This window comes from Bradyrhizobium sp. BWA-3-5 (assembly GCF_032917985.1).
GTDB lineage: Bacteria > Pseudomonadota > Alphaproteobacteria > Rhizobiales > Xanthobacteraceae > Bradyrhizobium.
This window is the reverse complement of sequence record NZ_CP136626.1, coordinates 6,868,393-6,891,869: the sequence shown is the minus strand read 5'-3', so window position 1 is coordinate 6,891,869 and position 23,477 is coordinate 6,868,393. Positions and strand designations below refer to the sequence as shown.

Genomic DNA, 23,477 nt, shown 5'->3' with positions numbered 1-23,477 from the left:
GATGGCGGCGGCGCTTTGAAGGAGTAGCACATGACGCTCCTGCGTGGCCGCTTCCTCGGCTATGAATACGACAGGATGGTCGTCCTGTTTTCGATGCTGGACGGAGAGAGGGAGGTGCCCTGCGCGATTTCGACTTCCGCCATGGATGAGCTGGAAGGCGTGGTGCGTGCGAGGGCGGGCGAGCGCGAGACACAGTTCATGCGGCTGCGTGAGCGGATCGAAGTCTGCGCCGACTACAAATATCGGGCGAGCGAGTTCGAAGGGCAGCCTCCGGGCATTATTCTTCGCAGCATCGATTTCCGGAACCGGCGATAGCAGTCTCGCTGTGTACACCGTTTGACCGACGTCAGAAGACCAAAGGGTCGCGCTTTTAGAATTGCGCTTCTCACTTGAGACGGCACCCCGAGACATGTGGTGCGATGACCAGACGAAGATCGTACTGTACAGCGTCACGAGAGGCTGGCAGGCAGTGGCTGACCTTAAAGCTGTCCATGAAGCGGTGACGGCACCGCGTTCGGCGCGGTTGCGGCGGTGACAATCGGATTTATGTGGGGCGGCTGGGTCACTGGCGGCACCGCAAAGCCATGACCGCAATGGCGGAGAGTAGCGGCCGGATGTCCGTCTTGGTCCCGATGTGGTTGCGCAGTTCACTTACGAAGATCTGAGCCGTTGATCCGTCAATATTGGTATCGAGCGAAATGAACGATCGGCGGTTTCGACGGCCTACTTACCTTGTGTACTGTCCGATGGCGGTCGTTCTGTTCGGCTGTCATGTGCTGCTCGACGGCCTTCAGGCCGATAGCTCCGCAACGATGGCTCCGAATCTGGTTCTCGCCAGATGACGCTTCGTGCGTCTGTCTACCGAGTACCTCGCCGGCTTCCTGCAGGCAGGTGACCTGAGGCAGGCGCACGATCAGCCTTCGTGTTCTCCCGGCCTGATGCACCGGCTTCCCGGCGATGGCTTATGTAAATGCCGGCTTCTTCCGCTTCTTTTTTACCGTCGGCACGTCGCCTGCATCGCGCCTTCGGGTTTCTTCGGCTTCCCTCAAGGTTCGCAAGCGCGCCATGTTTTCGCGAACTGCAATGGCTTGTCGTGCGACATCGACCAAAGCCTTCTTGCCTTCTTCGGCCGCGATCCTGAGGCGATTTGCCCTCGCAACGCTTTCGGGGGAAGGTTCGCCCGATTTCCTGCCGGTCATGTACTTCCCCCCCCATTTTCACGACGAAAACCCGCTCAACCCCTTGGGCCGAGCGGGCACAGCGCTTTCCAGTACATCCGTGGAACAGCGCGACGAGCCTTAGGCCAGCGAGAGATTGTCCGCGCTCACCTTGCCCCGCATCCTGTCGGTCTTTACTTCAAAGTTGACTTTCTGGCCTTCAGCCAGGCCGGAAAGGCCGGCTCGCTCAACCGCGCTGATATGCACGAACACATCGCTGCCGCCGTCGTTGGGCTGAATAAAGCCGAAGCCCTTCTGGCCATTGAACCACTTCACGGTACCTGTCGTCATTTCTCTTCTCCAATTGCAGCTCGCGCGCCAATCGCGCGAGCGAAATTCAACTTCGTCGATGTCGTTGGAAAAGAGCCCGCGGGCACGTTCAACAAGGCACAGCGGCTGATCGAATGACGCTAACATATACCTATTTCCAGTTGTTGCAATGGGGCGCTGCCAATTAAATCCTGGCGCGCTGTTCCCTTGACGTCTTCCTACAAGCAGATGGCGACGACCGTCGCGTGCTTAGCGATTCAACGGCCAGACGCTTTCGCTCCACAGCACGTCGAACGTCTCAGGGACGTAATCCGGTGTCCGCGCTTGCACGGCTTTTTCCGGACGCGACCACGCTTTTGGACCCGGCGGACTGCGGCGCTTCGCTGAGACCGCGTCGGCAACATCCTTGCGCGAGGCTCGGGCTGAATTTTTCCGTAGTGCTTGACCCCGCGAACCCAGTCTCGCTCTTCCTTGACAGCCGGCATCGGAGAGACCAGTCAAGCGCGTTGGACGAACTGGCGTAATCACGTGCGATGCTGACGACACCGGTAATGCGCGGCGCGATCCTCTGCGGCCAGAACTCGCTGCCAATCTTTTGCCTCGGCGTTCTCTTGACCATCGCCAGCCACATGGCGCTGTTCGACATTTCAGAGGGACCTGCCATGCATGGCGTTCAGTCTCCTCGGCGTCGCGGCGATGATCGCGACTGCGACACTGCTGAACCAATCCGTATCAAGCCCAGGCAGCGATCGTAATATCTGGGACACTGCGATCGAACGTTGTGCATCGAACCAGTCTTCGCCACATCGGGGCTGTGAGCAACATAACTTACTGAACTGCAATGACCGATCGCGCCGCAATTTCGTTTGCGGGCCAGAATGAATCCGCCGCCTTGCCAGATTTGAGTCGCATTGTGAACGAGGTCGCGGCCAAAGGTCGTGCGGCGTGGGGCGCAACACTGGAGTTTCCATGTCGGGTCATTTGCGATTGAGCATCGCCGCCTTCGTCGTTCTCACAAGCCTCCCGACTTCTGCGTCGTCGAATCCTCTTGCCGATGTGTTCGGTGCCTCTCCTCCCCCGGCAGCCCCGGAGCTCGCTCCTGCGGAAAAGGAAAGGGAATGCTCGTCGCGGCCCGGGACATCGACGGCGGACGGTCAGCGCTGGGTCTATCGCACCGAGGGAGGCCGCAAGTGCTGGTTCCAGACTGCCGAGGGGAACGCGACGGTGAAGCAGGTTCGTGATCGAGTTCGCGCCGCGAAGGCTCGTGTCGTTGGCGCGAACGAGACCGCGCGCAAGCGCAAGGCAGTCATGGAGGCGCGCGCGGAGATGCTGCGCTCCGCGCCGGTGGAAGCGCCTGAACCGCCGCGGCCGGCGCCCGAGGTCAAGGTCGTTGATGTTGCTCCCGTCCAGGCCACGGGCGCCGCGACCTTCGTGCCGGCGGTACCCGTCGCGGCTGCCAACCAAGCGACCGATCAGCCCGCGCCTGACCAACCCACGCCGCGCCGGCTCGACGAGAAGACGCTTCTGGCAGCCGCGCCGGCCCCGAGCGACGCGGTTGCCGTCTCCGTCCCTCCGGCTGCGCAGGCCGCCGCTCCGATCGCAGCGAGGGCCGATGATGGGCCGGGCTGGACGGCAACCTGGCTTGGCGTGCTGCTGATGGCGCTGGGACTCGCCGTTGTCTTGGGCTCGAGCCGGACCGTTCGGGAAGCCGTGCTGTTGCGCGATTGACGCGAGAACGAAATTGGTGGCCATCGCGAACGCCGGGGGATCGATCATTCGGCGGCGCCTCCATTCAACACCTGCGCGTTAGCATCCCGGCCGGCGTTAACCCTGTCGGCAAGCCGGCTGTGAGCCGCCGCCAAGTTGCCTCATTGAATCGGAGAATTTCACCAGCGCTAGACCAACCGGAGGAGCTACCATGCTCAGAATGGTGTTGGTGGGCCTCCTTATCCCATTGTGTGTAGGAGTGCTGGTGGCAATGGAATTCAGGACTCCCGCGCGTGATGCAGTGGCCATCCAGCCGCTTGCCGACACAACGATGCGCATGTCCGATTCACATGAAGCGTTGGCGAAGGCCGACCGGCTTGAAGTTGCCGTTGCGAGCAGTGAGGCGCCGGCGCAGCCTACTCCGATCAGCGAAGATATTGCTCAGCCGGAAGTCGTCAGTGTGGGTTCTTCGGAGCCCCCGATGCTGATCAACCGCCAACGACACGAGCCCAAACCGAAGAAGGTCACTGCCGCCGCACGTCCCAAGCCGAAGCCCAAAATAGTCAGTATCAAGACCGTCGCTATCAGGACAGTGGCGATCAAGACGTCAGCTATCAAGACGGCTGCCGTCAAGCGAATTGCCATTTCCGAACGGCCAAAGCTTGCCAGCGACGCCGAGACCTGTCGGCTAAGCGCCTTCGGTGGCTTGCGCAAAGCATTGAATTCAGCCGATTGCGAAATCTGATTCATCCGAATGGCTCCGACGGCTCTGACTCGAAGTTCTTCCAGAACCGTGAGCGCAAGGCCGGTCTCAGGACCAATTCGAGCCGGCGCGGTTACTGCTCTTCAGTCCAACTGGTTTTTTTACAACTGAGGCAGCGCAGGAGGCGAACGTTCTTGCCTTGCCGGCTATCCAGAATCTCGACGGCCCGTGCGGTGCCGCCGCAATGATTGCACGTATGATGTTGAAGCGGCTGGCGCCGCCCGGCCTCACCCTCACGCAACAGATTGCTCACGGCACCCTCCTCTAAAGGGCGACACTCAGATAAGACCCCAAACTCTCGTTCCAACGTGCCGAGTGACCATTGATCGAACAGCCGTTGTCTTGAGAACCGCAGACGATGAAATCAGTGTCGAAAATCAGCGACAGACCTCGTTAGGAAGAAACCGCGACGCCCCGAACGAGCCGCGGCAGGTCAACCTTTCAGCGGTCTAACAGCCAGATCCTTCCGCTCCACAGCGCATCGAACGTGTCGGGGACATAGTTCGGTGCCCGCGCTTGCACGGCTTCTTCCGGCACCCAGGGCTGCACGGCTTCTTTCGGCGACCACGCTTGTGCATCCAGTGGACTGCGGCGCTTCGCTGAGACCGCGTCGGCAAAATCCTTGCGGGAGGCTTGCGTAGAATCCTTCGGCGATGGTTCCGCCGAGGCGCTCTTTGGCCATTCCAGCAAGGCTTTCGAAAGTCCGGGCTTGCCTTCGTACCAGCACTTGCGTCCATCGATAAGACGATAGGACCACCATTTGCCGTTCTGGCTGGATGGCATCGCGGCGCTGCATTGCTGTTTCGCTTCGACGTCGGGCATTCCCAACAACAACAGCGCAGCAACGGAAGCCGTCAAAGTCGTTGATGAAGGCTGCTTGTTCATTTGAGCGCCTCCGAGCAACTGCGTTGCTGCAAGCGGCTCACCGCCGCCATCACGTCGGGACGCTCCAGAACCTCTACGAGCTTGTCGAGGATGCGCTCATTGTTCTGAGGCCGGGGTTGCAGATATTCTTCAAGTATCAGCTGAGCCTCGCCAATCGCGGCAATAGCCAATTGTTGGTCGGTCATACGCGTTACTCACCGATCGGCCCCGTTAAAACAAGAAAGCCAAATCAAGGCTGCATTCGGGTTTGTCCCCGTTTTTCAGCGAAATCAGATCAAATTTTGGTGTAGTTCCGCCGCCGCTGCGGTTCCATCGTTTCGATAAGTAGTTGGTTGGCTTGAGTTTTGCGTGAGTAAATCCAGCAGCGTGGGGAACTCGCCTGGTGCTATCGCACCGTTCTGCGGCCCGGCGATGCAAAGTCGAACGCGTATCATCCACGATCGGCGAGCAGCGCAGTCAGGAACGATTGCTTCGCTGGAAAAAGAGGGCGAGCCCTTGCCCAGGCGTGCTTCGCTGGTGCTGACGCTTTACTGCGCCATACACGCGCTGATGGCTGGCGCACTGGCAGCATCCCTGGAGCACGTCGCGTTCGAAAGCGCCTCTCAACGACTCCTTTCCGGTACGATCATCGACGGTGAGCGCATCGAGGGTTATCTGGCGAAGCCCGATGGCGCGGGTCCTTTTCCGGCCGTCGTCGGACTGCACGGCTGCGCCGGGATGCATGACACGACAAGGCAGAGGCTGGCCGATAGACTTGTCGGTCGCGGCTATGTCTTGCTTCTGGTTGACAGCTACGCCACGCGCCGCATCGTTGATGCCTGCACATCGACCGCGTTCGCCACCTTCCTCAAGCGCAGACCGGATGCTTATGGTGCGCTGCTCTTCTTGGGCAGCCAGACCTTCGTCGATTCGGAACGCGTGGCGGTGGTCGGCTTCTCGGCGGGCGCTCGGGTCACTCTCTCCGTCGCGGAGCCGAACTCATTCGAGCTGTTCCTTCCGCCGAGCAAGTTGCGCTTCCGGGCGGCGGCTGCGTTCTATCCGCCATGCAAGGATCCATGGACGTCCCGTCCGGGAATCCCGACGCTCATCTTCATTGGCGCCCTCGACAATTGGACGCCGGCGTCCGACTGCGCCGACAAGGTCGCGAGCTGGGGCAATGACGGGCCGCCGATCGAACTGATCGTCTATCCCGGCGTGTACCATGGATTCTATTACCCGCACCTGCAGCCCGGGCAGACCATGTTCGATCACTGGCTGGAATACGATGGCGAGGCGGCCGACGATGCAACGCACCGCCTGCACCAATTTCTCGATCGCCATCTCAAATGAAGGGTGCCGATCGCCTTTATGACCGCGCGCCGTCGGCAAGTTACAGAGGCGAGACGATGACTGAGATCGATGCGAAGCGCTGACGTCATTCCGCGCGGGAAAGCGCGGCGCGCGGCAGCGTGACCCGGCTCACAGAAATTTACCGGCTGTTAGGCAACAATGGAGCATCGGTGGAACGCAACAATTCGCTTCAAATTATTTCGGACAATTGAGGGCCGGTCATGAGCAAGCTCGAACATCTGTTGCAGCAGGCGGCCCGCGCCGAGCGGCTCTCGAAGGCCATTCTCGACACGCTGACGGTCGAACGGCTTCAGTTATTCGCAGGCCAATGCCGCGCGCAGGCCAAGACACTGGAGATCGAGCAGCAAACAACCAACTCGCCGCAGCAGGTCCGGCCTGCCGCTTAAGCGCGCTGCCATTGCTCGATGCAGATGGGAGCTATGCCGAAAGGTCTTCGACAGGAACACTCGCATCGACATTTGGTTGCAACCACACGAGCGAACCGAGGTCGGTGGGAGAAGCCTTGTTGAGTATCGGAACTCCGCAATCGTCCTGCGTCCCCAGGTTCGAGCACATGGACAATACGAACCGGACTAGTGTCGTCGAAATGAAGATTGGCAAATGGTATGACCCGATTTCGGAACGGTGGCTCGTGCCGCGTGAAGCCGTTTCGTTCCCCGCCAGTTCGTCGTGCGAGCAGCCGCCGAGCCCGGAGAGGGTGCTGGAAATCCACAGAAGGGCAGAAGCGCAACGCACCGAAGCACAGCGCATTTGGCAGCTGTTGGTCGAAAGCTGCGCACATCGATAAGCGCTGTTTCCGCAATCAACCAACGTTCGCGGCAGGCAGGCCTCTGCCGCAGGCGGCGAGGGCGCCCAAATTCGCCGGCGAAAACGCTGTGACTATTTCGGTCGGAGGGTTGGTGCTTCGCCGGCGGACCGGCGGATCTTCAGCCATGGATTGACGTGGGATGATTCTATCATCTGCGCCCGTCGAAGCAGCAGTTCCCGGGCCATGCTGCCGGGAGGCTCATGTTCCGCAGCTTCCCTGAATTTGTGCGCTTCTTGTTCCAGCCGCTCCGCATAAGTCTGCGTGTGAGCGATCCCTGTACGCTGGTGAGCCATGTGGCTGGATCCTTGTGAACAACAACGCCCCGGCATGTTGTAGGGAGCCATCTCGCGTTCCGTCTGTCCGATAGTGGACAGACACTCGGCAGAATCCGCGGCAGCGGGGGTGACGCATCGGACTTGCATCTTGTGGCCGGGCATCGCCGCCTGGATTACGGCGTCGCTTCCGCTCGCCAAGCCCGGCCATCGATCAATCGCAACGAACGCTCGCGCAGCGGCTCAGTTGCAATAGGTCCAGCCGCCATAGCCGTCGTCGCACCGCGCGCGCGTGCGATAAGGCACGCCCAGCGGCGGCCGCGGTGCGTATTCCGGCGCGTACTCGTAGTCCCGGGCGTAGTAACGCTCGGGATAGGCGGGTGCGCGCTCGACATAGACCGGCTGGGCCGCGTAGGCCGGACCGTAGTCGCCGTAAACTGCAGCCGGCGCGCGATAGGTGGGCGGCGCGCCGTAAGAGCGATAGCCGTAACCGGGTTCTGCGTACGGCCGATATTCGGGGCGCGGACGCACATAGACGTTGGACGACGGCGCGTAGACACCGCCCGGTGCGACGTACACGGACGACAAGTCGCTGGCCGCCGCAGTTGCCGAACAGAGGACGACAAAGGCCAGCGTGAGCGATGATCGGTACATTGTGAAGCCTCCAACAAACTCTAGCCGCGCCAGCCAGCACGGTTAATTTTCGCTAAACAATCTGCGTGGTGCAATGATATTTTGCGCGCTGATGTGTGCCATTTCTGGACTGCCCACAGCGCATCGGCATTGTGAACGAGGAACTGTGATGCGATCACAGGCATCGTGCTGCAATTATCGTGATGTCGTAGCAGCGTCATTGCGAGGAGCGCGCGACAAAATTGCAAAGCCATTTCGCACTGAGGCGACGAAGCAATGACGGCGGAGTGCATAGTCGAGGATCGTCATCGATGAACAGCTTCACCATCCGTGCCATGCGACCGGACGAAATCTCGATCGCGATCGAATGGGCGGCGGCGGAAGGCTGGAATCCGGGCCTTGCCGATGCGGCCTGCTTTGCCGCTGTCGATCCGCAGGGCTTCCTGATCGGTGAGCTCGACGGCAAGCCTGCCGCGACCATCTCCTGCGTCAATTACGACGCGCGCTTTGCCTTTCTCGGCTTCTATATCGTGCGACCGGATTTGCGCGGCAAAGGTCTTGGCTTGCGGATATGGAATGCAGCGGTCGCGCATGCGGGATCGCGCGTGATCGGGCTCGACGGCGTGGTGGCGCAGCAGAACAATTACAGGAAGTCCGGCTTTTCACTCGCTTACGCCAATATCCGCTATGGCGGCACGGTCGCAGCGCCGGATGCGCCGCGGAGCGATCTCGTCGCGCTCGGCGATGTGCCGTTCGCGGACGTGGCTGCCGATGACGCGACGGTGTTTCCGGCGCCGCGATCGTCCTTCCTGCGCGCGTGGATCGGCACGTCAGGACATGTCGGCTGCGCGCTGATGCGGGACGGAAAGCTTGCGGGGTGGGGCGTGATCCGCCCGTGCCGCACCGGGCGCAAGATCGGCCCGCTGGTGGCGGATGACCGCGCGGCGGCCGAATCGGTGCTGTCGGCGCTGCTCGCCAGGACGGGTGGCGGCGAGGTTTTCCTTGACGTGCCCGGCATCAACGGCGAGGCGAGCGCGCTGGCGGAAAGTCTTGAGCTCGCGCCGGTGTTCGAGACCGCGCGCATGTACACTGGCGTGATTGCGCCGCTGCGGCTGGAGCGGGTGTTCGGGGTTACGAGCTTTGAATTGGGGTAGGGTGCGATATCCGGGCGAACTATTCCGTCACCGTCTCATCCTGCGTCGTCCGGCGCGACGCGACAAAAATTTCCCAGCTCACCATGAAGATTGCGGCGATCAATGGGCCCAGCACAAAACCGTTGAGGCCGAACACATCGATGCCGCCGAGCGTGGAGATCAGCACGACGTAATCCGGCAGCTTGGTGTCCTTGCCGACCAGAAACGGCCGCAGCAGGTTGTCGACGAGGCCGATGACCAGCACGCCATAGGCGATCAGGCCAAGGCCCTGCCAGATCGCGCCTGACGCGAGAAAGTAGATCGCGACGGGCACCCAGACCAGGCCAGCGCCGATCGCCGGCACCAGCGACAGGAACGCCATCAGCACCGCCCACAGCAGCGCGGCATGAACGCCGAGAAACCAGAAGGCGAGGCCGCCGAGCGCGCCCTGCGCCATCGCCACCAGGATGCCGCCTTTGACGGTGGCGCGGACGACGTCGGCAAAGCGGCTGAACAGCGCCGACTTCCGGTCGCTGCGCAGCGGCACCGCCTCCTTGATGCTTTCGGCAAGCCTGCCGCCATCGCGCATCAGGAAGAACAGTAGATACAGCATGATGCCAAGGCTGATCATGAATTCGAACGTGTTCATGCCGATGCTGAGCGCTTGCGGCGCCAGGATCTGGCCGCCCTTCATCAGGCTGGACGACAGCGTCTCGCGAAGCCCGGAAAGATTGGTGAGGTTGAAGCGTTCGAGCAGACCGACTGCCCACGCCGGCAACGCGTCGAACACGCGCTGAACATAGCCGGCGAGGTCATATTCGCCGGACTGGATCTTTCCGAACAGACTGGTCGCTTCCTGGACCAGCGATGTCGCGACGATCGCCAGCGGCAGGATCACCATGGCGATGACGAGAAGGACGGTGAGCAGCGCCGCGAGGTTTTGCCGGCCAGGCATCGATGCCAGTAGCCTGCGGTTGACCGGTGCAAAGATCACCGCGACGATGATCGCCCACAGCACCGCGCCGTAGAAGGGGTACAGCACCCAGCCGAATGCCAATGTGACGACAAACAGCAGGAGCAGGAACGTTTGATCGTCAATTCGTCGCACGGGCGTCTCGTTTCGTCTTCTGCTCCTCGCATCCATGTTCAGGACGGAAGTCGAGCGCTGTCCAGCGCCTTGTACAACATTTTCGGGGCGCGCGTCATTTGCGTAGAGATGGCGGCCTGCGGATTAACTCTGATGGAGATTAGCGCGCGCCGAGGAACCGGATGAGGGATTCAACGGCAGCGCCGCATCGGCGGCGCTTCCATCATATCGGCCTCCATGCGTTCGTGGTGAGGTAGGTGCAATCCACGATACGCGTGGTTGTTCCTTCGTCAGACGCGATCAGCACGTGCGCGATCGCGGCGCAATGACCGGCACCGCAAGGCAGCCCGGTGCGGTGCCGGCGGGGGCGTCTATTTGGCTTTGTGTATTTTCGTCACGGTGTATCCCGACGCGCCGTTCTCCGCCTCGAACTCGACCTTGTCGCCGACCTGGACCTGCTTGAGCATCGCAGGGTCGTTGACGCGGAAGACCATGGTCATGCCCTGGTCCATCCCGAGATTCTTGATCGGGCCGTGCTTGAGCGTGACCTTGCGGGCGCCCTCGTCGATCTTCTTGACTTCGCCTTGAACGGCGTTGCCTTGCGCGTAAGCGGCAGGTGCCAGCAGCATCAGTGTGAAGGTTGCGGCTGCGAGCGGGTGTGCGAACTTCTTCATGGTGTTCTCCTTCAATAGGTCCCGGGTTCTGCGGCGGCTGCGAGATCTCTTGTGCTTCACTTCACGCTGATCTTGCCGATCATGCCGTAGTCGCGGTGGTCGGGGATCAGGCACGAATATTCGAACGTTCCGGTCTTGGTGAATTTCCAGATGATCTCCGCCGATTTCGCGGGCTTGAGCCGAACGGCGTTCGGTTCGTCGTGCTCCATGTGCGGGTGCTTCTTCATGTCCTCCGCGTGCTTGAGGTTCTCATCCGTCGTCGCGAGCAGGAATTCGTGATCTTCCTTGCCGGCATTACGGATCACCAAACGGATCTGCTCGCCGCGCTTCACCTCAATGCGCGATGGCGTGTATTCCATCTCGCTCATGGCAACCTCGATGGTGCGCGAAGGTTTCTCGGGATTGCCGGGCTCGCCGGCCGAATAGGTTTCATGGGCGTGCTTGTCGTGGCTCAACGCAGGTGGTGCCAGCGCGGCGAGCGCGATCAGTGCCAAGGTGATCGTCGCGATATTCTTCATCGGTATTGTTCCGTTGTTGATTGGGTTGTGTCCGGTTCAAGGCGGTGTGGGCCACTTGTTACATCTTCATCCCCTTGTGCATCGACTTGTGGTCCTTGCTCTTCGCGGGCGGTGAGGTCGCAGGCGTCTCCTGCCGCGGAGGACTGGCGGCGGGCGCGTCGACTTCCCACGCGACGGTGCCGGCTGGGAATTTATAGGGGCCGGGATCTCTGTAGTCGTCGCGCGCCAGCCCCTCGCGGATCTTCATCACCGTGAACATGCCGCCCATCTCGATCGGGCCGAACTGACCGGTGCCGGTCATCATTGGCAGCGTGTTGTCGGGCGCCGGCATTTCCATCTGGCCCATCGCCATGCCGGTCGATCCCATCACCATCGCGTCGGGCGCTAGCTTGCCGACCGCCTTGGCGAGATCCCGGTGCGGCACGCCGATCAGGTTCTTCACGTCGTGGCCCATCGCATTCATCGTGTGGTGCGACTTGTGGCAGTGGAATGCCCAGTCACCGGGATTGTCCGCCAGCATGTCAAAAGCCCTGACCGCGCCGACCGGAACATCGATGGTCGTCTCCGGCCATTGCGCGGTCTCCGGGACCCAGCCGCCGTCGGTGCACGACACCACGAATTTGTGGCCGTGCAGATGGATGGGATGGTTGGTCATGGTGAGATTGCCCATGCGCACACGCACGGTGTCGCCAAGCCGGACGGGCATCGGATCAATGCCGGGGAAGACGCGGCAATTCCAGGTCCACATGTTGAAGTCGGTCATCTCGGTGACCTTCGGCAAATAGGTGCCGGGGTCGATCAGATAGCTCGACATCACGAAGACGAAATCGCGATCGACCGGGCGGAATTTCGGATCGCGGGGATGCACGACGAACATGCCCATCATGCCCATCGCCATCTGCACCATCTCGTCGGAGTGCGGGTGGTACATGAACGTTCCGCTGTGCCTGAGCTGGAACTCGTAGACGAAGGTTTTCCCCGGCGGGATGTGCGGTTGGGTGAGGCCGCCGACGCCGTCCATGCCGCTGGGCAGGATCATGCCGTGCCAGTGCACCGTGGTGGCTTCGGGCAGGCGGTTGGTAACAAAGATGCGGACCTTGTCGCCTTCGACCGCCTCGATCGTCGGCCCGGGTGCCTGACCGTTGTAGCCCCACAGATTAGCCTTCATGCCTTCGGCGAATTCGCGCACCACGGGTTCGGCGACCAGGTGGAATTCCTTCCAGTCGCCGTTCATGCGCCAGGGCAGCGTCCAGCCGTTCAGCGTGACGACGGGGCGGTAGTCAGGGCCGGTGGTCGGATGCAGCGGCGGTTGCATCACCGCCTTGTCCATTGTCGCCGCCTCGGGAATCGATGCGGCCTGCACGTGGCCGGTGATGGCGCTGGCGCCGACGAGGGCTGCGGAGCCGAGAAATCCTCTACGTGAGAACATCGTGCTTCTCCTAATGTGCGCCAGCGGCGGCGGGTGCGGCTGCTGCCGTGGCCGTTGGATTCTCTTTCGCGCCCGATCCGCCGCCGTTGATTGCGGTTTGCAGGTCGGATTGCGCCAACCAGAACGCGCGCTTGGCGTCGATCGCCGCGCGCAGCGAGGCGAGGCGCTGGCGCGCTTCGGTCAGCAGCGCGAACACGTCGATCTGCATCGAGGAGAAGCGAAGCTGCATCTCCTCGGTGATGATCTGGCGCAGCGGCAGGATCTCGCGCTGGTAGTGGCTGGCGATATCCCAGGTCGAGCGGTAGACGCGGTAGGCGTCGCGCGCCTCCGAGCGCACGTTGACGGCCTTTTCAGTCAGCAGGTTGAAGGCCTGGTTGTAGCTCTCGACAGCCTGGCGGACGCGCACTTCGCCGCCGTCGAAGATCGGAATCTGGAACTGGATGTCGAAACCCCGTTCGCGGAACGGCGGCGTCTCCGGATCCGCCGTGCGCTTCGATATGCCGGCGACGTCGAGCAGCGTGACGAAGCGCGTCGCCCGGGTGAGACCGAGCGCCTTTTCGAGCGCGGCCAATTCCATCCGCGCGATCCGCAGGTCGATGCGATGGCCGACCGCGTCGGCTTCGATGGTCGGCAGCGATCGCGGCTGCCGCGGCAGCGCCGGAAGGCGGTTCGGCAGGCGGAAATCGACATCGTCGCCCCACAGGCCCATCAGGCGCGTCAGGCGCTCGCGGGCGCTGGCTGCCTCCTGCCGCGCGGAGGCGAGGTCGGCGGTGGTTTCGGCGTAAAACACCTGCTCGCGCGCCTGGTCGAGCTTGTTCAGCGAACCGGTCTCGCCGAGTTTTTTTGCAAGCTGCGCCGTGCTCTCGGCGGTCGATTTGGCATCGGACAGCAGCACGACCATCTCGTTGGCCGCAACGGTGCGGAAATAGGTGCGCCTGAGCTCGGCGGCGAGCCGCAGCGTCTCCAGTGCGGCGCGGAGTTGCGCCTGACGGAAACGCTCGCGCGCGATCTCGGAGCGGAACGGCAGGGTGGCGAGCGCGAGAATGTCGCCGATCACCTGCCGCTCGATTTCGCTGGCGCCGTTGCCGGAGATGCGGGAGATCGAGAACGTCGGGTTCGGTGGCAGGCTCTGGGCGATGAGATCGGTTTCCGCCAACGCCAGTTCATTATAGGCGGCCTGCAAGCCCTTGTTGCTGAGCAGCGCGACCTGCACAGCGGCATCGGCGGTGAGCGGCCGACCGAGCAGGCGGCGTACCGTGCCGCCGGTCCGCGTGGCATCGTCGGCCCAGCGCACGAAGGCGACGTCTTTGCCAATGGTCTGGTTAGCGACGTCAGCGACGACGGTCATGCCGGTACCCGGCGAAAACGACGCGCAGCCGGCGAGTGCAACGCTTGCTGTCAGCAGCACGATGATCGGCGTGTGCCGGATGAAGAGACATTTCATGGCCGTTCCCCTTGCTTCGGGGCGACACTGTCATTGCGTTCACGCCACGGCGCCGGTGTCGACGGGCGCAGCGCGGTATAGGGCGCGATGGTCGAACGGTAGCCGACGCCGGCCGTCTTCGCCGCGGGATCTGCCGGATCGGCACCGGCGATTCGCGTCGACGCGGGCGTACAGCCGACGGCGCCGGCGGCCAGCGCGATGGCGATCCCACACATCGGCAAATGAAATATGGAATGGCGCCCGCGCGCCGCATCAACGGCGGTGGGCTTCGCCCCAGACTGCGAAGACATGATCTATTCCTGATTCTGATGGACCACGGGCGTGCGCGCGCTCATCGCGCGGCTGCCGACGTCGTTAGGTCAGAAAATCAGGCGATGGGGGGACGGTAGAGCAGGGGGGTCGCCTTGCTCGGCAGGCGCTGGAAATTCTCGGATACACAGAGCGAAATCGGCTGCGACGGCGTTGCCACAGAAGGCAGATCGGCCGCGATCGCGGACACGCACAGCATGGCACAGCACGGCCCCGGCGAAGACTTGCCATGGTGCTGAGGCTCGGCTGGTTCGTCGTGAACGGCGCCGGCATTCGCATGATGGGCGCTATGCGCCTCATGGTGCTGATGCGGGGACGCATCGTGCCCCGGCGCAGCCGCGGCCGTTTCGACCTTCATCACAAGACACGAGGCCGCGTCACCGAGCGCCATCGCGGCGCCGGGCGCGAGCACGCAAGACAGATAGAGCAGGGCGGCAAACCACCCGGCTCTGGCGCGTGCAGGTCTCGTCAGGCGAACGAACATGGCGGCAAACTAATACCAACGGCCGATTCCGCCAAGGTACCGATGGCCGCCGTCCCATCACATTCTGCATGCCCAATATCTCGGCATTGTGGCTTGACGTTAGGCGATTGGCCCCCGAAGCTGCGCCCGCCGTGGTAATTTCTTCTGAACTTTCCCGAGATTCCGAGCTGTTCATTCCCGACTCGCGCCGGGCATGGCTGCGGCTTGTCGTTGCGGTGCTGATCGGCTCGCTCGGCAGCGTTGGCATGTGGTCGGTGGTGGTCGCGCTGCCGGTGGTGCAGGCCGAGTTTGCCGCCAGCCGCGGCACTGCCTCGCTCGCCTTCACCATGATCATGCTCGGCTTCGGCTCCGGCGCGGTGCTGACCGGCAAAATCACCGACCGCTACGGCATCGTCACCGCGATCGGGCTCGGCATCGGCATTCTCGGCCTCGGCTATGTGGTCGCGGGGATGTCGACCTCGATCTGGCAATTCATCCTGGTGCATTTTGCGATCGGACTGTCGTCGTCGGCGACCTTCGGTCCGTTGATGGCGGAGGCCTCGCACTGGTTCGTCCGCTACCGTGGGCTTGCCGTCGCAGTCGCCGCCAGCGGCAATTATATCGGCGGCGCGGTCTGGCCGCCGCTGGTCAATTACGGCATCGAGACGATGGGCTGGCGCACCACCCATATCGCGCTCGGCATCTTCACCGCGGTCGCTATGGCGCTGGCGCTGGTCGTCTTGCGCCTGCTGATGGGGGCGGGTGGGCAGCGCGACCACCAGAACGCGGCGCCGCCGCGCGTTGACTTACGGATATCCACCAACGCACTGACGGCGATCCTGTCGCTGGCCGCGATCGCCTGCTGCGTCGCGATGTCGATGCCGCAGGTTCACATCGTCGCTTATTGCGGCGATCTCGGCTATGGCGTGGCGCGCGGCGCCGAGATGCTGTCGCTGATGCTGGGCTTCGGCATCATTAGCCGGATCGGCTCCGGCTTCCTTGCCGACAAGATCGGCGGCATCCGCACGCTGCTGATCGGCTCGGTGGCGCAGGGCACCGCGCTGTTGTTCTACCTGTTCTTCGACAGCCTGACCTCGCTTTACGTCATCTCGGCGATGTTCGGCCTGTTCCAGGGCGGCATCGTGCCGAGCTACGCCATCATCGTGCGCGAGGCGATGCCGGCCGCGGAAGCCGCGACCCGCGTCGGCATCGTGATCTTCGCCTCCGTGTTCGGCATGTCGTTCGGCGGCTGGATCTCAGGCGCGATCTTCGACGCCACCGGCTCCTACACCGCTGCCTTTGCCAATGGGCTGGCGTGGAACGCGCTCAATATCGGCATTATGCTGCTGCTGTTGATGCGCGCACGGCAGCGGCTGGCGATGGCGTGAGACGAAATATTTCCTACCCCTCGATCTCGACGTCGATAAAGCCCTTCTGATCCTGCAGCATGCGTTCGAGGTCGGTGCGCATCGGTTGCGGCTGGGCGAACGATTCCTTCTCGAATTCGCCGAATTTCGGCACCTCGGACGTCTTCTTGCCGGCCTTCTTGAAGGCGTCGGCGTAGTTTCTGGTGTTGGCGACGCGCTTGCCGATTTCGGCGAGCAGGTCGGTGCGCGGAATGGTTTCGTAATTGCCGCGCCGTGTCGAGACGATCGCCCGGGCGCCGGCCTTCGACTGCACTGGCAGGATGGCGTCGAGGATTGCGAGCGGCTCGCCGGCGCTGGCGGCCGGCGTCATGCCCCAGGGCGTCGCATTGACGCTGCCGTGATGGCCGATCTTGTAGAAGGCCAGCGGGCCCTTCAGTTTTTCCTTGCGCAGCTTCCACATCACGTTCCAGGCGCAATTGGCCTTGCCTTCCTTGTACGCGCCGTCCCATTCGGCGTCGCCGACGAACAACAGCCGCTTGCCCTTCCATTCGATCAGCAGGACAACGCTGGTGTTGTTGCAGACCTTGCCGTCGAGATCGGCGAACGCCAGCGCGGTGGACAGCATGCGCGAGCGGAGCTGGCGGAAATCCGCAGGATCGATATTTGCCGGAGTAGGCACCGTGTCCGGCCGCGGCACCGCGGCCGACGGATCGGGCTGGCTGGTATCGCCAAAGCCGAACCGCCGCAGCGTCTGATCACCTTCCTTGCCGAGATAATAGAAATCGATGTCCTTTTCCGGCCCGAGCACGCTGACCTCGGCACCCCTGAGCGGCAGGGCGAGCTCGGTCTTCTTCGCGTTGGCGTGAACATAGACCGGCTTGATCTTGCTTGCCTTGGGCAGGGTCTCGCGCAGCGTCTTCATCGCATTCTTGTTGAGCGCGAGTGCCGCAGCGAGCTCCATCAAGGGCGGGCTGAGCGACAAATTGAGCCGCACCGCCTGTTCCATGGCATTGGCCGCGAAACTGTGCAGCTTCTTGGCCCGCTTCGCCTCAGGATGGTCGAGGTCCATCGCCGCGCTCATCCAGATCGCGCCGAACGACAGCCCGCCCCAGAGATCGAGGCCGAAGCCGGTCATATGATCCTTGTGCTCGTGGGTCACGACAAGCAGATCGACGTGACGCTTGCCGTCGATCTCGGGCAGCATGGTCTTCAGATTGTCGAGGGCGGCTTCCAGATAATCGGTGCTGCTCAGCGTTCCGCAGTCGATCAGGATATGGAAATCCCGGCCGCTCTCGTGGGCGTTCGGAATCCGGCAATAGATGCAGTCGCCGAGGCCGACGTCGTAGAGCCGGATCAGAAGCTTATTTGCCATTGCCGATCCCCCGTGCCGTCGTGTTCGTGGTCGTCGTCGAGCGCGAAATGCGGCGCGAGGCCAAAGCGCAGCGCGCCGTCGACGCGCTCGACGGTGAATGGCGGCGTGGCGCGCTGCAGCAGGCCGAGCTCGCCGCCGATCGATTCGCCGACCATGCCCGCGGCGATGCGCGCGGCGAGCGTGTCGAGCAACTCGTTGCGCCGGCGAACGCCCTCGGCCTGCTCGTTGAGCGCCACCTGCGAGGTGCCGACGGCGGCGGTGCCGGGCTTGCGCGCCCAGTGGATCAGATTGCCATTCTGGTCGAGAACGATCGTGGCGCCGCACAGCATCGTGGTTCGCTCGCCGGCAAACCGGCCGAACCTTTCGCCTTCGAGCACCAGCTCCTCGCGCCAGAGATATTGCACGATGGTCTGCTGCGGCAGCGGCAACCTGTCACGGCTGCGCTTGCTGGCGCGTATCACCTCGGGGACGTCGATGTCGGCGCTGGACGGAATGAAAAGCTTGGCGCGATTGTCGTCGAGAAAGCGGTAGGCGCCACCGCGCGAGGCGCCGATCGATTCGACGGAGTGGAAGACATCCAACGCCGGGCGGCGAAACACCGGCCCGTTCTCCATCAGCCACGCGCGGTCGACCTCGTCGAGAATACCGCGCTTGATGAAGCAGTCGATCATCAACTCGCGATAGCCCGATGGATCGGTCGGGTTGGCGACGTATTCGGCGCGTAGCACGGCCAGCGCGTAATCGCGGAACGTCACGGAGCAGGGCGGCAGCAGGTCGAGCGGCTGGATGGCGAGCATCTGCATGCGGGGGACGGTATCGGCGAGCGCACGGATGTCGCTCGGCTTGGCGCTGCGGCCGGCCTTTGCGCGCTCGACCTCATTCTTCTGGTGCTTGGCGAACACCCCCATGAGGATGTCGAAGATGGCCCCGGTCAGCACCTCCGACAGCGCATGCGGCTCCAGATTGCCGGCAAGATCCTGCATCGTGAGCTTGTTCAGGGCGGTCCGGAGGTAGGGAGCGTTCGCGGTCGCTTGCCCGAATTCGCGCGCCAGCCCCGCCAGCAACTGTGCGTTGGTGAGCTCGCCGTTGCTTTCCTTGAGCACCGCCTTGCGGAAGGCGTTGTTGCTGAAAGCCATCAGCAGGGCGGTGAGGTCGCCGAGGAATTCGTGAAACGCCGCAGTCTCGGCGAGAACGGATTCATAGTAATGCGGCCGTAGCCCGTCGAGCACCGCGTGGCCAAACTCGTGGTTCACGATGTCGGTCGACAGGCAGGTGTAGACCGTGCCCTTCTCGCTCTCGAACCAGTAGAGCTGCAGCGATTTGCTGCCCCGGTCGTAATAGGCGTTCTCGCCGTAGCCGGCGTGCGGCACGATGATCAGGCGGTTGCCCTCGAACGCCCAGCTGATCCGGCGGCCGAGCCCGGCGCCGCTCTCGAAGAAATCGAGCGTGTTCTGGACCGTCGCCCAGACGCTCAGTTGATGGTACTGATAGAGCTTCTTGACGTTGTCATCGAGCACGGTCTTGCGGTCGGGCGCCAGATAGCAGTTGTTGCGCGGGTGCCAGATCGCAGGCGGCGTCAGCACGTTCCTGGTCGCGTCGTAGTCGACCACGGCGAAGCGCGCGCTGGTCGGGCCGTCCGCGAGCCCCGGCTCCCAGGGCGTGGTGAAGTCGTCGTCGATGCCGGCGCCCTCGGTGCTTGCCGCGACCGCCGGGTCCTTGAAGTAGACGCGCACCTTCATGCGCAGGCCGGTTTCCTTGAGCGTGTCGAGCCCGAGATACTGCCGCGCCTGGTACAGATCGATCATCATCTCGCGCGTCAGCTTGCGCTCGGGCTTTTCCCGCGGCGTCCCGGTCTTCTTCGTCGTGTTCTTCTTTTTCGCTGAAGTGCCCATGTCTCGGCTCTCCTGCAGGAATGGCTCCGCCGCGACCTCAAAGCCAGCGGCCCGCGCGAATCGGTGGCCGTTGCAACTAAGGCCGAGTATGAATTTCGAAAGGCGTCCTGCAAATTCGGGACGGTCGTGAAACAATCAAAACGGGTAAAATCGAGCGAAGTATATTTCGGCGGTGGGCGGATGCAAGAGCCTCGATCCCGCCATGCGGGGCAAGCCCGCTGCCTCTATACCGACTGTCCCGCCTTCAACAGCGAGCAGCCGGTGATCTTCAGGCTGCCGTCGCTCTGCTGCTCCAGCGTATACATCGCCTCCCACACCTCGCCATTGTCGTCGACGATGTGGACGCGCTGGGCGATATGGCCGCCGGCGGCGCGCGCTTCGCCGAACTTCGAAGCTTTTGTGGCGATAGACCGGCGCGTAGCCCTGGCGGACCATCTGCATGAAGATGTCGGCCTGCGGGAAGAGCTGCCTGATCTCGGGCGCCGCATGGGAATAGGCGGCCGCAGCGTCGTCTCGGCTGAACGCCTGCTCCTGCGCGCGGATCACGCTTTGCGCCGCGGCGACGTCGTCGGCGCGGGCAGGGGCGCAAAGGCCGAGCAGGATGGCGAGGATCAAGATTGCGCGCACGGCACACTCCCGCTTCTCGTGTCAGTCCAGCCGTGTCAAGGTTACACACGGCCCGACATGCGCGCAAATCACGACTGGCTTGGCAAGCGCGGCATAGCCGGCCACGCCATGCCGATGCGATCTCCTAGTGCCCCATCAGATCGAGAAACGGCGTGTCGTTGGCGCTGACATAGAAAATGACCACTTTCGTCGGTTCTGTGGCGCTGCGGTTATAGCCGGTCATCGGCACCTTGGGCGGCTCGACCAGGGCCTCACCGGCCTTCACCGTGAGCGGCGGGCGGCCGTCGAGTTCGAGCGTGAAGGCGCCTTCGAGGACGTAGACCGTCACCGGAAAACGATGGGTGTGATAGACGGTCTTGTCGCCAGGCTTGAAGGTCGCCGTCATCACCCGCACGGTCTGCCTGTCGTCCGTCGGTAATCCCTCGACGACCTGCTGCAGCACCATGTTCGGCTTGGCGATATTGGGGGCGGCCGCGCCGTGCTGTTGTGCCCATGCCGGACTGCCGGCGCCGAGGCCGGCGAGCAGGGCGAGGCCGGGGATGAGATGGCTGCGCATGTATCGCTCCTTTGTTCGTTATGAAAGCTGTTTGGGCGCAAAAACCCTATGGCGGCGCGGCCATGCCGCGGGAGCCGCAAGATTGCGAGGGCCCGCTCCAAAAGTGCATAATGGCCGCATGTTCGACTGGAACGACCTGAAATACTTTCTTGCCGTCGCGCGCCATGGCAGCACGATCGCCGCCGGCAAGGCGCTCGGCACCAGCCAGTCAACCGTGCATCGACGCCTCGAAGAACTCGAACGCCGGATCGGGCAGGCGCTGGTGACGCGGCAAGCCAGCGGCTATCGCCTCACCGAATACGGCACCACATTACTGCCCTTCGCCGAACGCATCGAGGCCGCGGTCGGGGATTTTCAGCGGCGCGCCACCGATGCCGAGCAAGACATGAAGGGCACGATCCGTGTCACCTGTCCCGAGCCGATCGTCATCCGCATGACGCAGTCGGGCCTGATTGAACGGTTTCATGCCCGCCATCCGCATCTGCGGGTCGAGTTCATCACCAGTGACCGCTATCTCGACCTGTCGAAGGGCGAGGTCGACGTCGCATTTCGCTCAGGTGATACCGACGATGAATTGATCGGGCGGAAGATCGCGGACTCTTTGTGGGCGGTCTACGCCAGCCGGGATTATGTCGCCCGTCACGGCAAGCCCGATCGTGTCGAAGACTTAGCACAATTTCCGCTCATCGGCTTCGATGAGTCGTTGACCGGTCACCGCGCCGCCAAGTGGCTGAAGGAGGTCGCGCCCGGCGCCAAAATGCCGGTGCGCAACAACAGCGTGCTTGGGCTTGTGTCCGCGGTGAAATCAGGCGCCGGGATAGGACCGTTGCCGACGGCGCTCGGCGATGCCGAGCCGGACCTGATCCGCGTGCTGGGACCGGTGCCGGAGCTGACGCGAAGCTGGCGGCTGCTCACACATCCCGACATCCGCCGTGTGCCGCGCATTGCCGCCTTCTTCGATTACATCATCGAGCAGCGCGATGCGCTGAAGCCGATCCTGACGGGGTGAGGACGCGAGCGTCCTAATCACTTCCCCTGGAATACCGCGGCGCGCCGCTCGATAAAGGATTGAATGCCCTCGCGCGCATCGGCGCTGTTCAGCACGCGCTCGCGGACCTTCGGAATGTAGGCGATCGCCGCCTGCTCGCCCTGTTCAATATATTTCAGGGCGGCTTCCTTGGTGGCCTGGATGCCGAGCGGCGCATTGCTTGCGATGATCCTTGCCAGCGCCATGGCGCGCTCGACCTCTTGGCCCGCCGGCACCACCTCCTGCACCAGGCCGATCTCGCGGGCGCGCGCCGCCGTGAACTCGTCGCACAGGAACAGGTGATACATCGCATTGCCCCAGCCGGTGCGGGACAGGAAGCGGAAGTGCGCGCCGCCGAGCGGGGCGATGCCGCGCTTGGACTCCATCTGGCAGAAGCGGGCGTCGTCCGCGGCCACCACGATGTCGCCCGCCAGCATCAATTCGATGCCGATGGTGAAGACGATGCCCTGCACCGCCGTGACAATCGGCTTTCTGCAGCGCTTCTGCAGGCCGAACACATCGACATTGCCTTCCCTGAAATTGCGCTTCTCGGCGTTGGGGCCGAAGAATTTCGGCATGTCGAGACCCGCGGTGAAATCCTTTCCCTCGGCGCAGATCACGCCGACCCAATAGCTGTCGTTGTTGTGCAGCTCGGTCAGCGCGTCCGACAGCTGCTCCATCATCGCCGGCGAGAACGCGTTCTTCTTGGCGGGATTGTCGATGATGATCTTGAAGATGCGATCATGGGTCTCGGTGCGGATTTTTCCCTCAGTGCTCATGCTTCCTTCCCCGTCGTTATGTTCATTGCGCTATCGTTCGTATTTGACCGCGAGCGCGGTTCGAATCGCAGCGGCGCGCTCCGGCGAAAAATGTGACGGGCCGTGCTCGAGCAGGTCGGGGAACGACAGCACGCCGCCGCGCGAGCCCCAGCTCCTTGCCGGCATCGGCACCGGCTATGACGATCGTCATAACTCCACACGAGGCTGGCTATGTCAAGCGTCATAATCTAGGATAAGTTATCCCGCCGACGAGGAACCCGATGACATCTGTTACCCGCGCCAAGATGGTGGCAGGCGCCGCCGACCTGATGAGCCGCCGCGGCGTCAACGCCACCAGCATGCGCGAGGTGGTGCGCCACACCGGCACGCCGCGCGGCTCGATCGGCCATCACTTTCCGCGCGGCAAGCTGCAATTGATCGAGGACGCACTGCTGTTCGCCGGCAAGCAGGTGAGCGGGCCGCTCGCGCACCTCACGGAAACGCGCGGCGCGGTCGCGGGCCTGCGCACCTTCATCGCACTGTGGCGCCAGAGGCTGGAGCGGACGAAATTTCAGGCCGGCTGCCCCGTGCTCGCGGTCGCGGTCGAGCAATATGTCAACGACGCCACCGAGAAGGACGGCGAGCCCGATGAAGCCGCGCAGCAGCATCTGCTCGATCTCGCCAATGGCGTGTTTGCCGATTGGCAGCAGATCATGTTCACGGCGCTGCGGCGCGAAGGCGTCGCGCCGGCGCGCGCCCGGCGGCTCGCAGCCCTCGTCATCGCATCGACGGAAGGAACGGTCGCGATGTGCCGCGCCGCGCGCAGCGCCCAACCGCTCGACGACGTCAGGCAGGAGCTCGAGCTGCTGCTTGCCAGCGCGCTGGAGGAGTGATCCCGGCCCGGCACGCGCCTGCG

General features: G+C 63.1%; 28 protein-coding genes and 1 pseudogene. 10 read left to right on the top strand and 19 right to left on the bottom strand.

From position 1 onward, the window contains the following. Positions 1 to 30: 30 nt before the first annotated feature. A complete protein-coding gene (locus RX331_RS33075) occupies positions 31 to 315 on the top strand; it encodes a DUF1488 family protein (protein WP_317253774.1) in 285 nt (94 codons plus the stop codon). A gap of 647 nt (positions 316 to 962) precedes the next feature. Here RX331_RS33075 and RX331_RS33070 read toward each other — a convergent pair. Then, positions 963 to 1,199 carry a transcriptional regulator gene (locus RX331_RS33070; RefSeq protein ID WP_317253773.1) on the bottom strand — a complete coding sequence of 79 codons (237 nt, stop codon included), beginning with the start codon at positions 1,197 to 1,199 and terminating at the stop codon, positions 963 to 965. 99 nt (positions 1,200 to 1,298) lie between these two features. Then, a complete protein-coding gene (locus RX331_RS33065; RefSeq protein WP_317258296.1) occupies positions 1,299 to 1,508 on the bottom strand; it encodes a cold-shock protein in 210 nt (69 codons plus the stop codon). Between the two features lie 512 nt (positions 1,509 to 2,020). Here RX331_RS33065 and opgC point away from each other — a divergent pair. The 3 genes from opgC to RX331_RS33050 all read left to right on the top strand — a co-directional run bounded on the left by opgC (position 2,021) and on the right by RX331_RS33050 (position 3,939). Continuing rightward, positions 2,021 to 2,242 carry an OpgC domain-containing protein gene (opgC, locus tag RX331_RS33060; RefSeq protein WP_317253772.1) on the top strand — a complete coding sequence of 74 codons (222 nt, stop codon included), beginning with the start codon at positions 2,021 to 2,023 and terminating at the stop codon, positions 2,240 to 2,242. A gap of 214 nt (positions 2,243 to 2,456) precedes the next feature. Further along, positions 2,457 to 3,215 carry a hypothetical protein gene (locus RX331_RS33055; RefSeq protein ID WP_317253771.1) on the top strand — a complete coding sequence of 253 codons (759 nt, stop codon included), beginning with the start codon at positions 2,457 to 2,459 and terminating at the stop codon, positions 3,213 to 3,215. A 190-nt stretch (positions 3,216 to 3,405) separates the two neighbouring features. Beyond that, positions 3,406 to 3,939 (top strand): hypothetical protein, encoded by a 534-nt coding sequence (locus RX331_RS33050; protein ID WP_317253770.1) that lies wholly within the window; start codon positions 3,406 to 3,408, stop codon positions 3,937 to 3,939. A 91-nt stretch (positions 3,940 to 4,030) separates the two neighbouring features. On the opposite strand, the gene RX331_RS33045 is transcribed toward RX331_RS33050, so the two are convergent. From RX331_RS33045 to RX331_RS33035, 3 genes are all read right to left on the bottom strand, one after another. Further along, entirely contained in the window at positions 4,031 to 4,210 is a 180-nt protein-coding gene (locus RX331_RS33045; protein ID WP_317253769.1) for a hypothetical protein, read from the bottom strand. Between the two features lie 188 nt (positions 4,211 to 4,398). Beyond that, positions 4,399 to 4,842 (bottom strand): hypothetical protein, encoded by a 444-nt coding sequence (locus RX331_RS33040; RefSeq protein ID WP_317253768.1) that lies wholly within the window; start codon positions 4,840 to 4,842, stop codon positions 4,399 to 4,401. Then, a complete protein-coding gene (locus RX331_RS33035) occupies positions 4,839 to 5,027 on the bottom strand; it encodes a hypothetical protein (protein ID WP_317253767.1) in 189 nt (62 codons plus the stop codon). Before RX331_RS33035 ends, RX331_RS33040 begins: the two co-directional genes overlap by 4 nt. A 163-nt stretch (positions 5,028 to 5,190) precedes the next feature. Here RX331_RS33035 and RX331_RS33030 point away from each other — a divergent pair, with 163 nt between their 5' ends. Together RX331_RS33030 and RX331_RS33025 are read left to right on the top strand one after the other, a co-directional pair. Next, positions 5,191 to 6,171 carry a dienelactone hydrolase family protein gene (locus RX331_RS33030; protein ID WP_317253766.1) on the top strand — a complete coding sequence of 327 codons (981 nt, stop codon included), beginning with the start codon at positions 5,191 to 5,193 and terminating at the stop codon, positions 6,169 to 6,171. 221 nt (positions 6,172 to 6,392) lie between these two features. Beyond that, complete coding sequence (locus tag RX331_RS33025) at positions 6,393 to 6,578, top strand: hypothetical protein (RefSeq protein ID WP_317253765.1); 186 nt, start codon at positions 6,393 to 6,395, stop codon at positions 6,576 to 6,578. 937 nt (positions 6,579 to 7,515) lie between these two features. Here the strand turns inward: RX331_RS33025 and RX331_RS33020 are convergent. Continuing rightward, complete coding sequence (locus tag RX331_RS33020) at positions 7,516 to 7,926, bottom strand: hypothetical protein (protein ID WP_317253764.1); 411 nt, start codon at positions 7,924 to 7,926, stop codon at positions 7,516 to 7,518. Between the two features lie 290 nt (positions 7,927 to 8,216). On the opposite strand from RX331_RS33020, the gene RX331_RS33015 reads away from it, so the two are divergent. Beyond that, the gene (locus tag RX331_RS33015; RefSeq protein ID WP_317253763.1) at positions 8,217 to 9,059 is read left to right on the top strand and encodes a GNAT family N-acetyltransferase; all 843 of its coding nucleotides are present in this window, start codon (positions 8,217 to 8,219) and stop codon (positions 9,057 to 9,059) included. Between the two features lie 19 nt (positions 9,060 to 9,078). On the opposite strand, the gene RX331_RS33010 is transcribed toward RX331_RS33015, so the two are convergent. The 7 genes from RX331_RS33010 to RX331_RS32980 all read right to left on the bottom strand — a co-directional run bounded on the left by RX331_RS33010 (position 9,079) and on the right by RX331_RS32980 (position 14,983). Further along, on the bottom strand, positions 9,079 to 10,146 hold the full coding sequence (locus RX331_RS33010) for an AI-2E family transporter (RefSeq protein WP_317253762.1): 1,068 nt from the start codon (positions 10,144 to 10,146) through the stop codon (positions 9,079 to 9,081). Positions 10,147 to 10,496: 350 nt separating this feature from the next. Continuing rightward, positions 10,497 to 10,799 (bottom strand): copper-binding protein, encoded by a 303-nt coding sequence (locus RX331_RS33005; RefSeq protein ID WP_410708034.1) that lies wholly within the window; start codon positions 10,797 to 10,799, stop codon positions 10,497 to 10,499. A 56-nt stretch (positions 10,800 to 10,855) separates the two neighbouring features. Then, complete coding sequence (locus tag RX331_RS33000; protein ID WP_317253761.1) at positions 10,856 to 11,317, bottom strand: cupredoxin family protein; 462 nt, start codon at positions 11,315 to 11,317, stop codon at positions 10,856 to 10,858. 58 nt (positions 11,318 to 11,375) lie between these two features. Further along, positions 11,376 to 12,746, bottom strand: a complete 1,371-nt coding sequence (locus RX331_RS32995) for a copper oxidase (RefSeq protein WP_317253760.1) — start codon at positions 12,744 to 12,746, stop codon at positions 11,376 to 11,378. A gap of 10 nt (positions 12,747 to 12,756) precedes the next feature. Beyond that, complete coding sequence (locus tag RX331_RS32990; protein WP_317253759.1) at positions 12,757 to 14,190, bottom strand: TolC family protein; 1,434 nt, start codon at positions 14,188 to 14,190, stop codon at positions 12,757 to 12,759. Then, positions 14,187 to 14,480 (bottom strand): hypothetical protein, encoded by a 294-nt coding sequence (locus RX331_RS32985; RefSeq protein WP_317253758.1) that lies wholly within the window; start codon positions 14,478 to 14,480, stop codon positions 14,187 to 14,189. The genes RX331_RS32990 and RX331_RS32985 overlap by 4 nt, the downstream gene beginning before the upstream one ends. Before the next feature lie 77 nt (positions 14,481 to 14,557). After that, complete coding sequence (locus RX331_RS32980) at positions 14,558 to 14,983, bottom strand: hypothetical protein (RefSeq protein WP_317253757.1); 426 nt, start codon at positions 14,981 to 14,983, stop codon at positions 14,558 to 14,560. 167 nt (positions 14,984 to 15,150) lie between these two features. Here RX331_RS32980 and RX331_RS32975 point away from each other — a divergent pair, with 167 nt between their 5' ends. Further along, positions 15,151 to 16,350: an MFS transporter gene (locus RX331_RS32975; protein ID WP_410708338.1), complete on the top strand. Its 1,200-nt coding sequence runs from the start codon at positions 15,151 to 15,153 to the stop codon at positions 16,348 to 16,350. 13 nt (positions 16,351 to 16,363) lie between these two features. On the opposite strand, the gene RX331_RS32970 is transcribed toward RX331_RS32975, so the two are convergent. The 4 genes and pseudogenes from RX331_RS32970 to RX331_RS32955 all read right to left on the bottom strand — a co-directional run bounded on the left by RX331_RS32970 (position 16,364) and on the right by RX331_RS32955 (position 20,776). Further along, on the bottom strand, positions 16,364 to 17,701 hold the full coding sequence (locus RX331_RS32970) for a metallohydrolase (RefSeq protein WP_317253755.1): 1,338 nt from the start codon (positions 17,699 to 17,701) through the stop codon (positions 16,364 to 16,366). Further along, entirely contained in the window at positions 17,683 to 19,593 is a 1,911-nt protein-coding gene (locus RX331_RS32965) for a serine protease (protein ID WP_317253754.1), read from the bottom strand. The genes RX331_RS32970 and RX331_RS32965 overlap by 19 nt, the downstream gene beginning before the upstream one ends. A 224-nt stretch (positions 19,594 to 19,817) precedes the next feature. Continuing rightward, positions 19,818 to 20,220: pseudogene (locus tag RX331_RS32960) on the bottom strand (DUF4864 domain-containing protein). 124 nt (positions 20,221 to 20,344) lie between these two features. Further along, entirely contained in the window at positions 20,345 to 20,776 is a 432-nt protein-coding gene (locus RX331_RS32955; protein ID WP_317253753.1) for a cupin domain-containing protein, read from the bottom strand. 82 nt (positions 20,777 to 20,858) lie between these two features. On the opposite strand from RX331_RS32955, the gene RX331_RS32950 reads away from it, so the two are divergent. Then, on the top strand, positions 20,859 to 21,785 hold the full coding sequence (locus tag RX331_RS32950; protein ID WP_317253752.1) for a LysR family transcriptional regulator: 927 nt from the start codon (positions 20,859 to 20,861) through the stop codon (positions 21,783 to 21,785). Positions 21,786 to 21,802: 17 nt separating this feature from the next. On the opposite strand, the gene RX331_RS32945 is transcribed toward RX331_RS32950, so the two are convergent. Both RX331_RS32945 and RX331_RS32940 read right to left on the bottom strand, forming a co-directional pair. Further along, positions 21,803 to 22,582: a crotonase/enoyl-CoA hydratase family protein gene (locus RX331_RS32945; RefSeq protein ID WP_317253751.1), complete on the bottom strand. Its 780-nt coding sequence runs from the start codon at positions 22,580 to 22,582 to the stop codon at positions 21,803 to 21,805. 30 nt (positions 22,583 to 22,612) lie between these two features. Then, positions 22,613 to 22,747 (bottom strand): hypothetical protein, encoded by a 135-nt coding sequence (locus RX331_RS32940; protein WP_317253750.1) that lies wholly within the window; start codon positions 22,745 to 22,747, stop codon positions 22,613 to 22,615. Between the two features lie 95 nt (positions 22,748 to 22,842). Between RX331_RS32940 and RX331_RS32935 the strand changes: the two genes are divergently transcribed. Next, complete coding sequence (locus tag RX331_RS32935) at positions 22,843 to 23,454, top strand: helix-turn-helix domain-containing protein (protein WP_317253749.1); 612 nt, start codon at positions 22,843 to 22,845, stop codon at positions 23,452 to 23,454. The last annotated feature ends 23 nt before the right edge of the window (positions 23,455 to 23,477 follow it).

What these genes read in the sequence shown, in the direction of transcription:
- RX331_RS33075 (WP_317253774.1), top strand. Translation starts at nt 31, where the DNA reads ATGACGCTCCTGCGTGGCCGCTTCCTCGGCTATGAATACGACAGGATG.
- RX331_RS33070 (WP_317253773.1), bottom strand. Translation starts at nt 1,199, where the DNA reads ATGACCGGCAGGAAATCGGGCGAACCTTCCCCCGAAAGCGTTGCGAGG.
- RX331_RS33065 (WP_317258296.1), bottom strand. Translation starts at nt 1,508, where the DNA reads ATGACGACAGGTACCGTGAAGTGGTTCAATGGCCAGAAGGGCTTCGGC.
- opgC (WP_317253772.1), top strand. Translation starts at nt 2,021, where the DNA reads ATGCTGACGACACCGGTAATGCGCGGCGCGATCCTCTGCGGCCAGAAC.
- RX331_RS33055 (WP_317253771.1), top strand. Translation starts at nt 2,457, where the DNA reads ATGTCGGGTCATTTGCGATTGAGCATCGCCGCCTTCGTCGTTCTCACA.
- RX331_RS33050 (WP_317253770.1), top strand. Translation starts at nt 3,406, where the DNA reads ATGCTCAGAATGGTGTTGGTGGGCCTCCTTATCCCATTGTGTGTAGGA.
- RX331_RS33040 (WP_317253768.1), bottom strand. Translation starts at nt 4,842, where the DNA reads ATGAACAAGCAGCCTTCATCAACGACTTTGACGGCTTCCGTTGCTGCG.
- RX331_RS33035 (WP_317253767.1), bottom strand. Translation starts at nt 5,027, where the DNA reads ATGACCGACCAACAATTGGCTATTGCCGCGATTGGCGAGGCTCAGCTG.
- RX331_RS33025 (WP_317253765.1), top strand. Translation starts at nt 6,393, where the DNA reads ATGAGCAAGCTCGAACATCTGTTGCAGCAGGCGGCCCGCGCCGAGCGG.
- RX331_RS33020 (WP_317253764.1), bottom strand. Translation starts at nt 7,926, where the DNA reads ATGTACCGATCATCGCTCACGCTGGCCTTTGTCGTCCTCTGTTCGGCA.
- RX331_RS33015 (WP_317253763.1), top strand. Translation starts at nt 8,217, where the DNA reads ATGAACAGCTTCACCATCCGTGCCATGCGACCGGACGAAATCTCGATC.
- RX331_RS33005 (WP_410708034.1), bottom strand. Translation starts at nt 10,799, where the DNA reads ATGAAGAAGTTCGCACACCCGCTCGCAGCCGCAACCTTCACACTGATG.
- RX331_RS33000 (WP_317253761.1), bottom strand. Translation starts at nt 11,317, where the DNA reads ATGAAGAATATCGCGACGATCACCTTGGCACTGATCGCGCTCGCCGCG.
- RX331_RS32995 (WP_317253760.1), bottom strand. Translation starts at nt 12,746, where the DNA reads ATGTTCTCACGTAGAGGATTTCTCGGCTCCGCAGCCCTCGTCGGCGCC.
- RX331_RS32990 (WP_317253759.1), bottom strand. Translation starts at nt 14,190, where the DNA reads ATGAAATGTCTCTTCATCCGGCACACGCCGATCATCGTGCTGCTGACA.
- RX331_RS32985 (WP_317253758.1), bottom strand. Translation starts at nt 14,480, where the DNA reads ATGTCTTCGCAGTCTGGGGCGAAGCCCACCGCCGTTGATGCGGCGCGC.
- RX331_RS32980 (WP_317253757.1), bottom strand. Translation starts at nt 14,983, where the DNA reads ATGTTCGTTCGCCTGACGAGACCTGCACGCGCCAGAGCCGGGTGGTTT.
- RX331_RS32970 (WP_317253755.1), bottom strand. Translation starts at nt 17,701, where the DNA reads ATGGCAAATAAGCTTCTGATCCGGCTCTACGACGTCGGCCTCGGCGAC.
- RX331_RS32965 (WP_317253754.1), bottom strand. Translation starts at nt 19,593, where the DNA reads ATGGGCACTTCAGCGAAAAAGAAGAACACGACGAAGAAGACCGGGACG.
- RX331_RS32955 (WP_317253753.1), bottom strand. Translation starts at nt 20,776, where the DNA reads ATGCGCAGCCATCTCATCCCCGGCCTCGCCCTGCTCGCCGGCCTCGGC.
- RX331_RS32945 (WP_317253751.1), bottom strand. Translation starts at nt 22,582, where the DNA reads ATGAGCACTGAGGGAAAAATCCGCACCGAGACCCATGATCGCATCTTC.
- RX331_RS32940 (WP_317253750.1), bottom strand. Translation starts at nt 22,747, where the DNA reads ATGCCGGCAAGGAGCTGGGGCTCGCGCGGCGGCGTGCTGTCGTTCCCC.
- RX331_RS32935 (WP_317253749.1), top strand. Translation starts at nt 22,843, where the DNA reads ATGACATCTGTTACCCGCGCCAAGATGGTGGCAGGCGCCGCCGACCTG.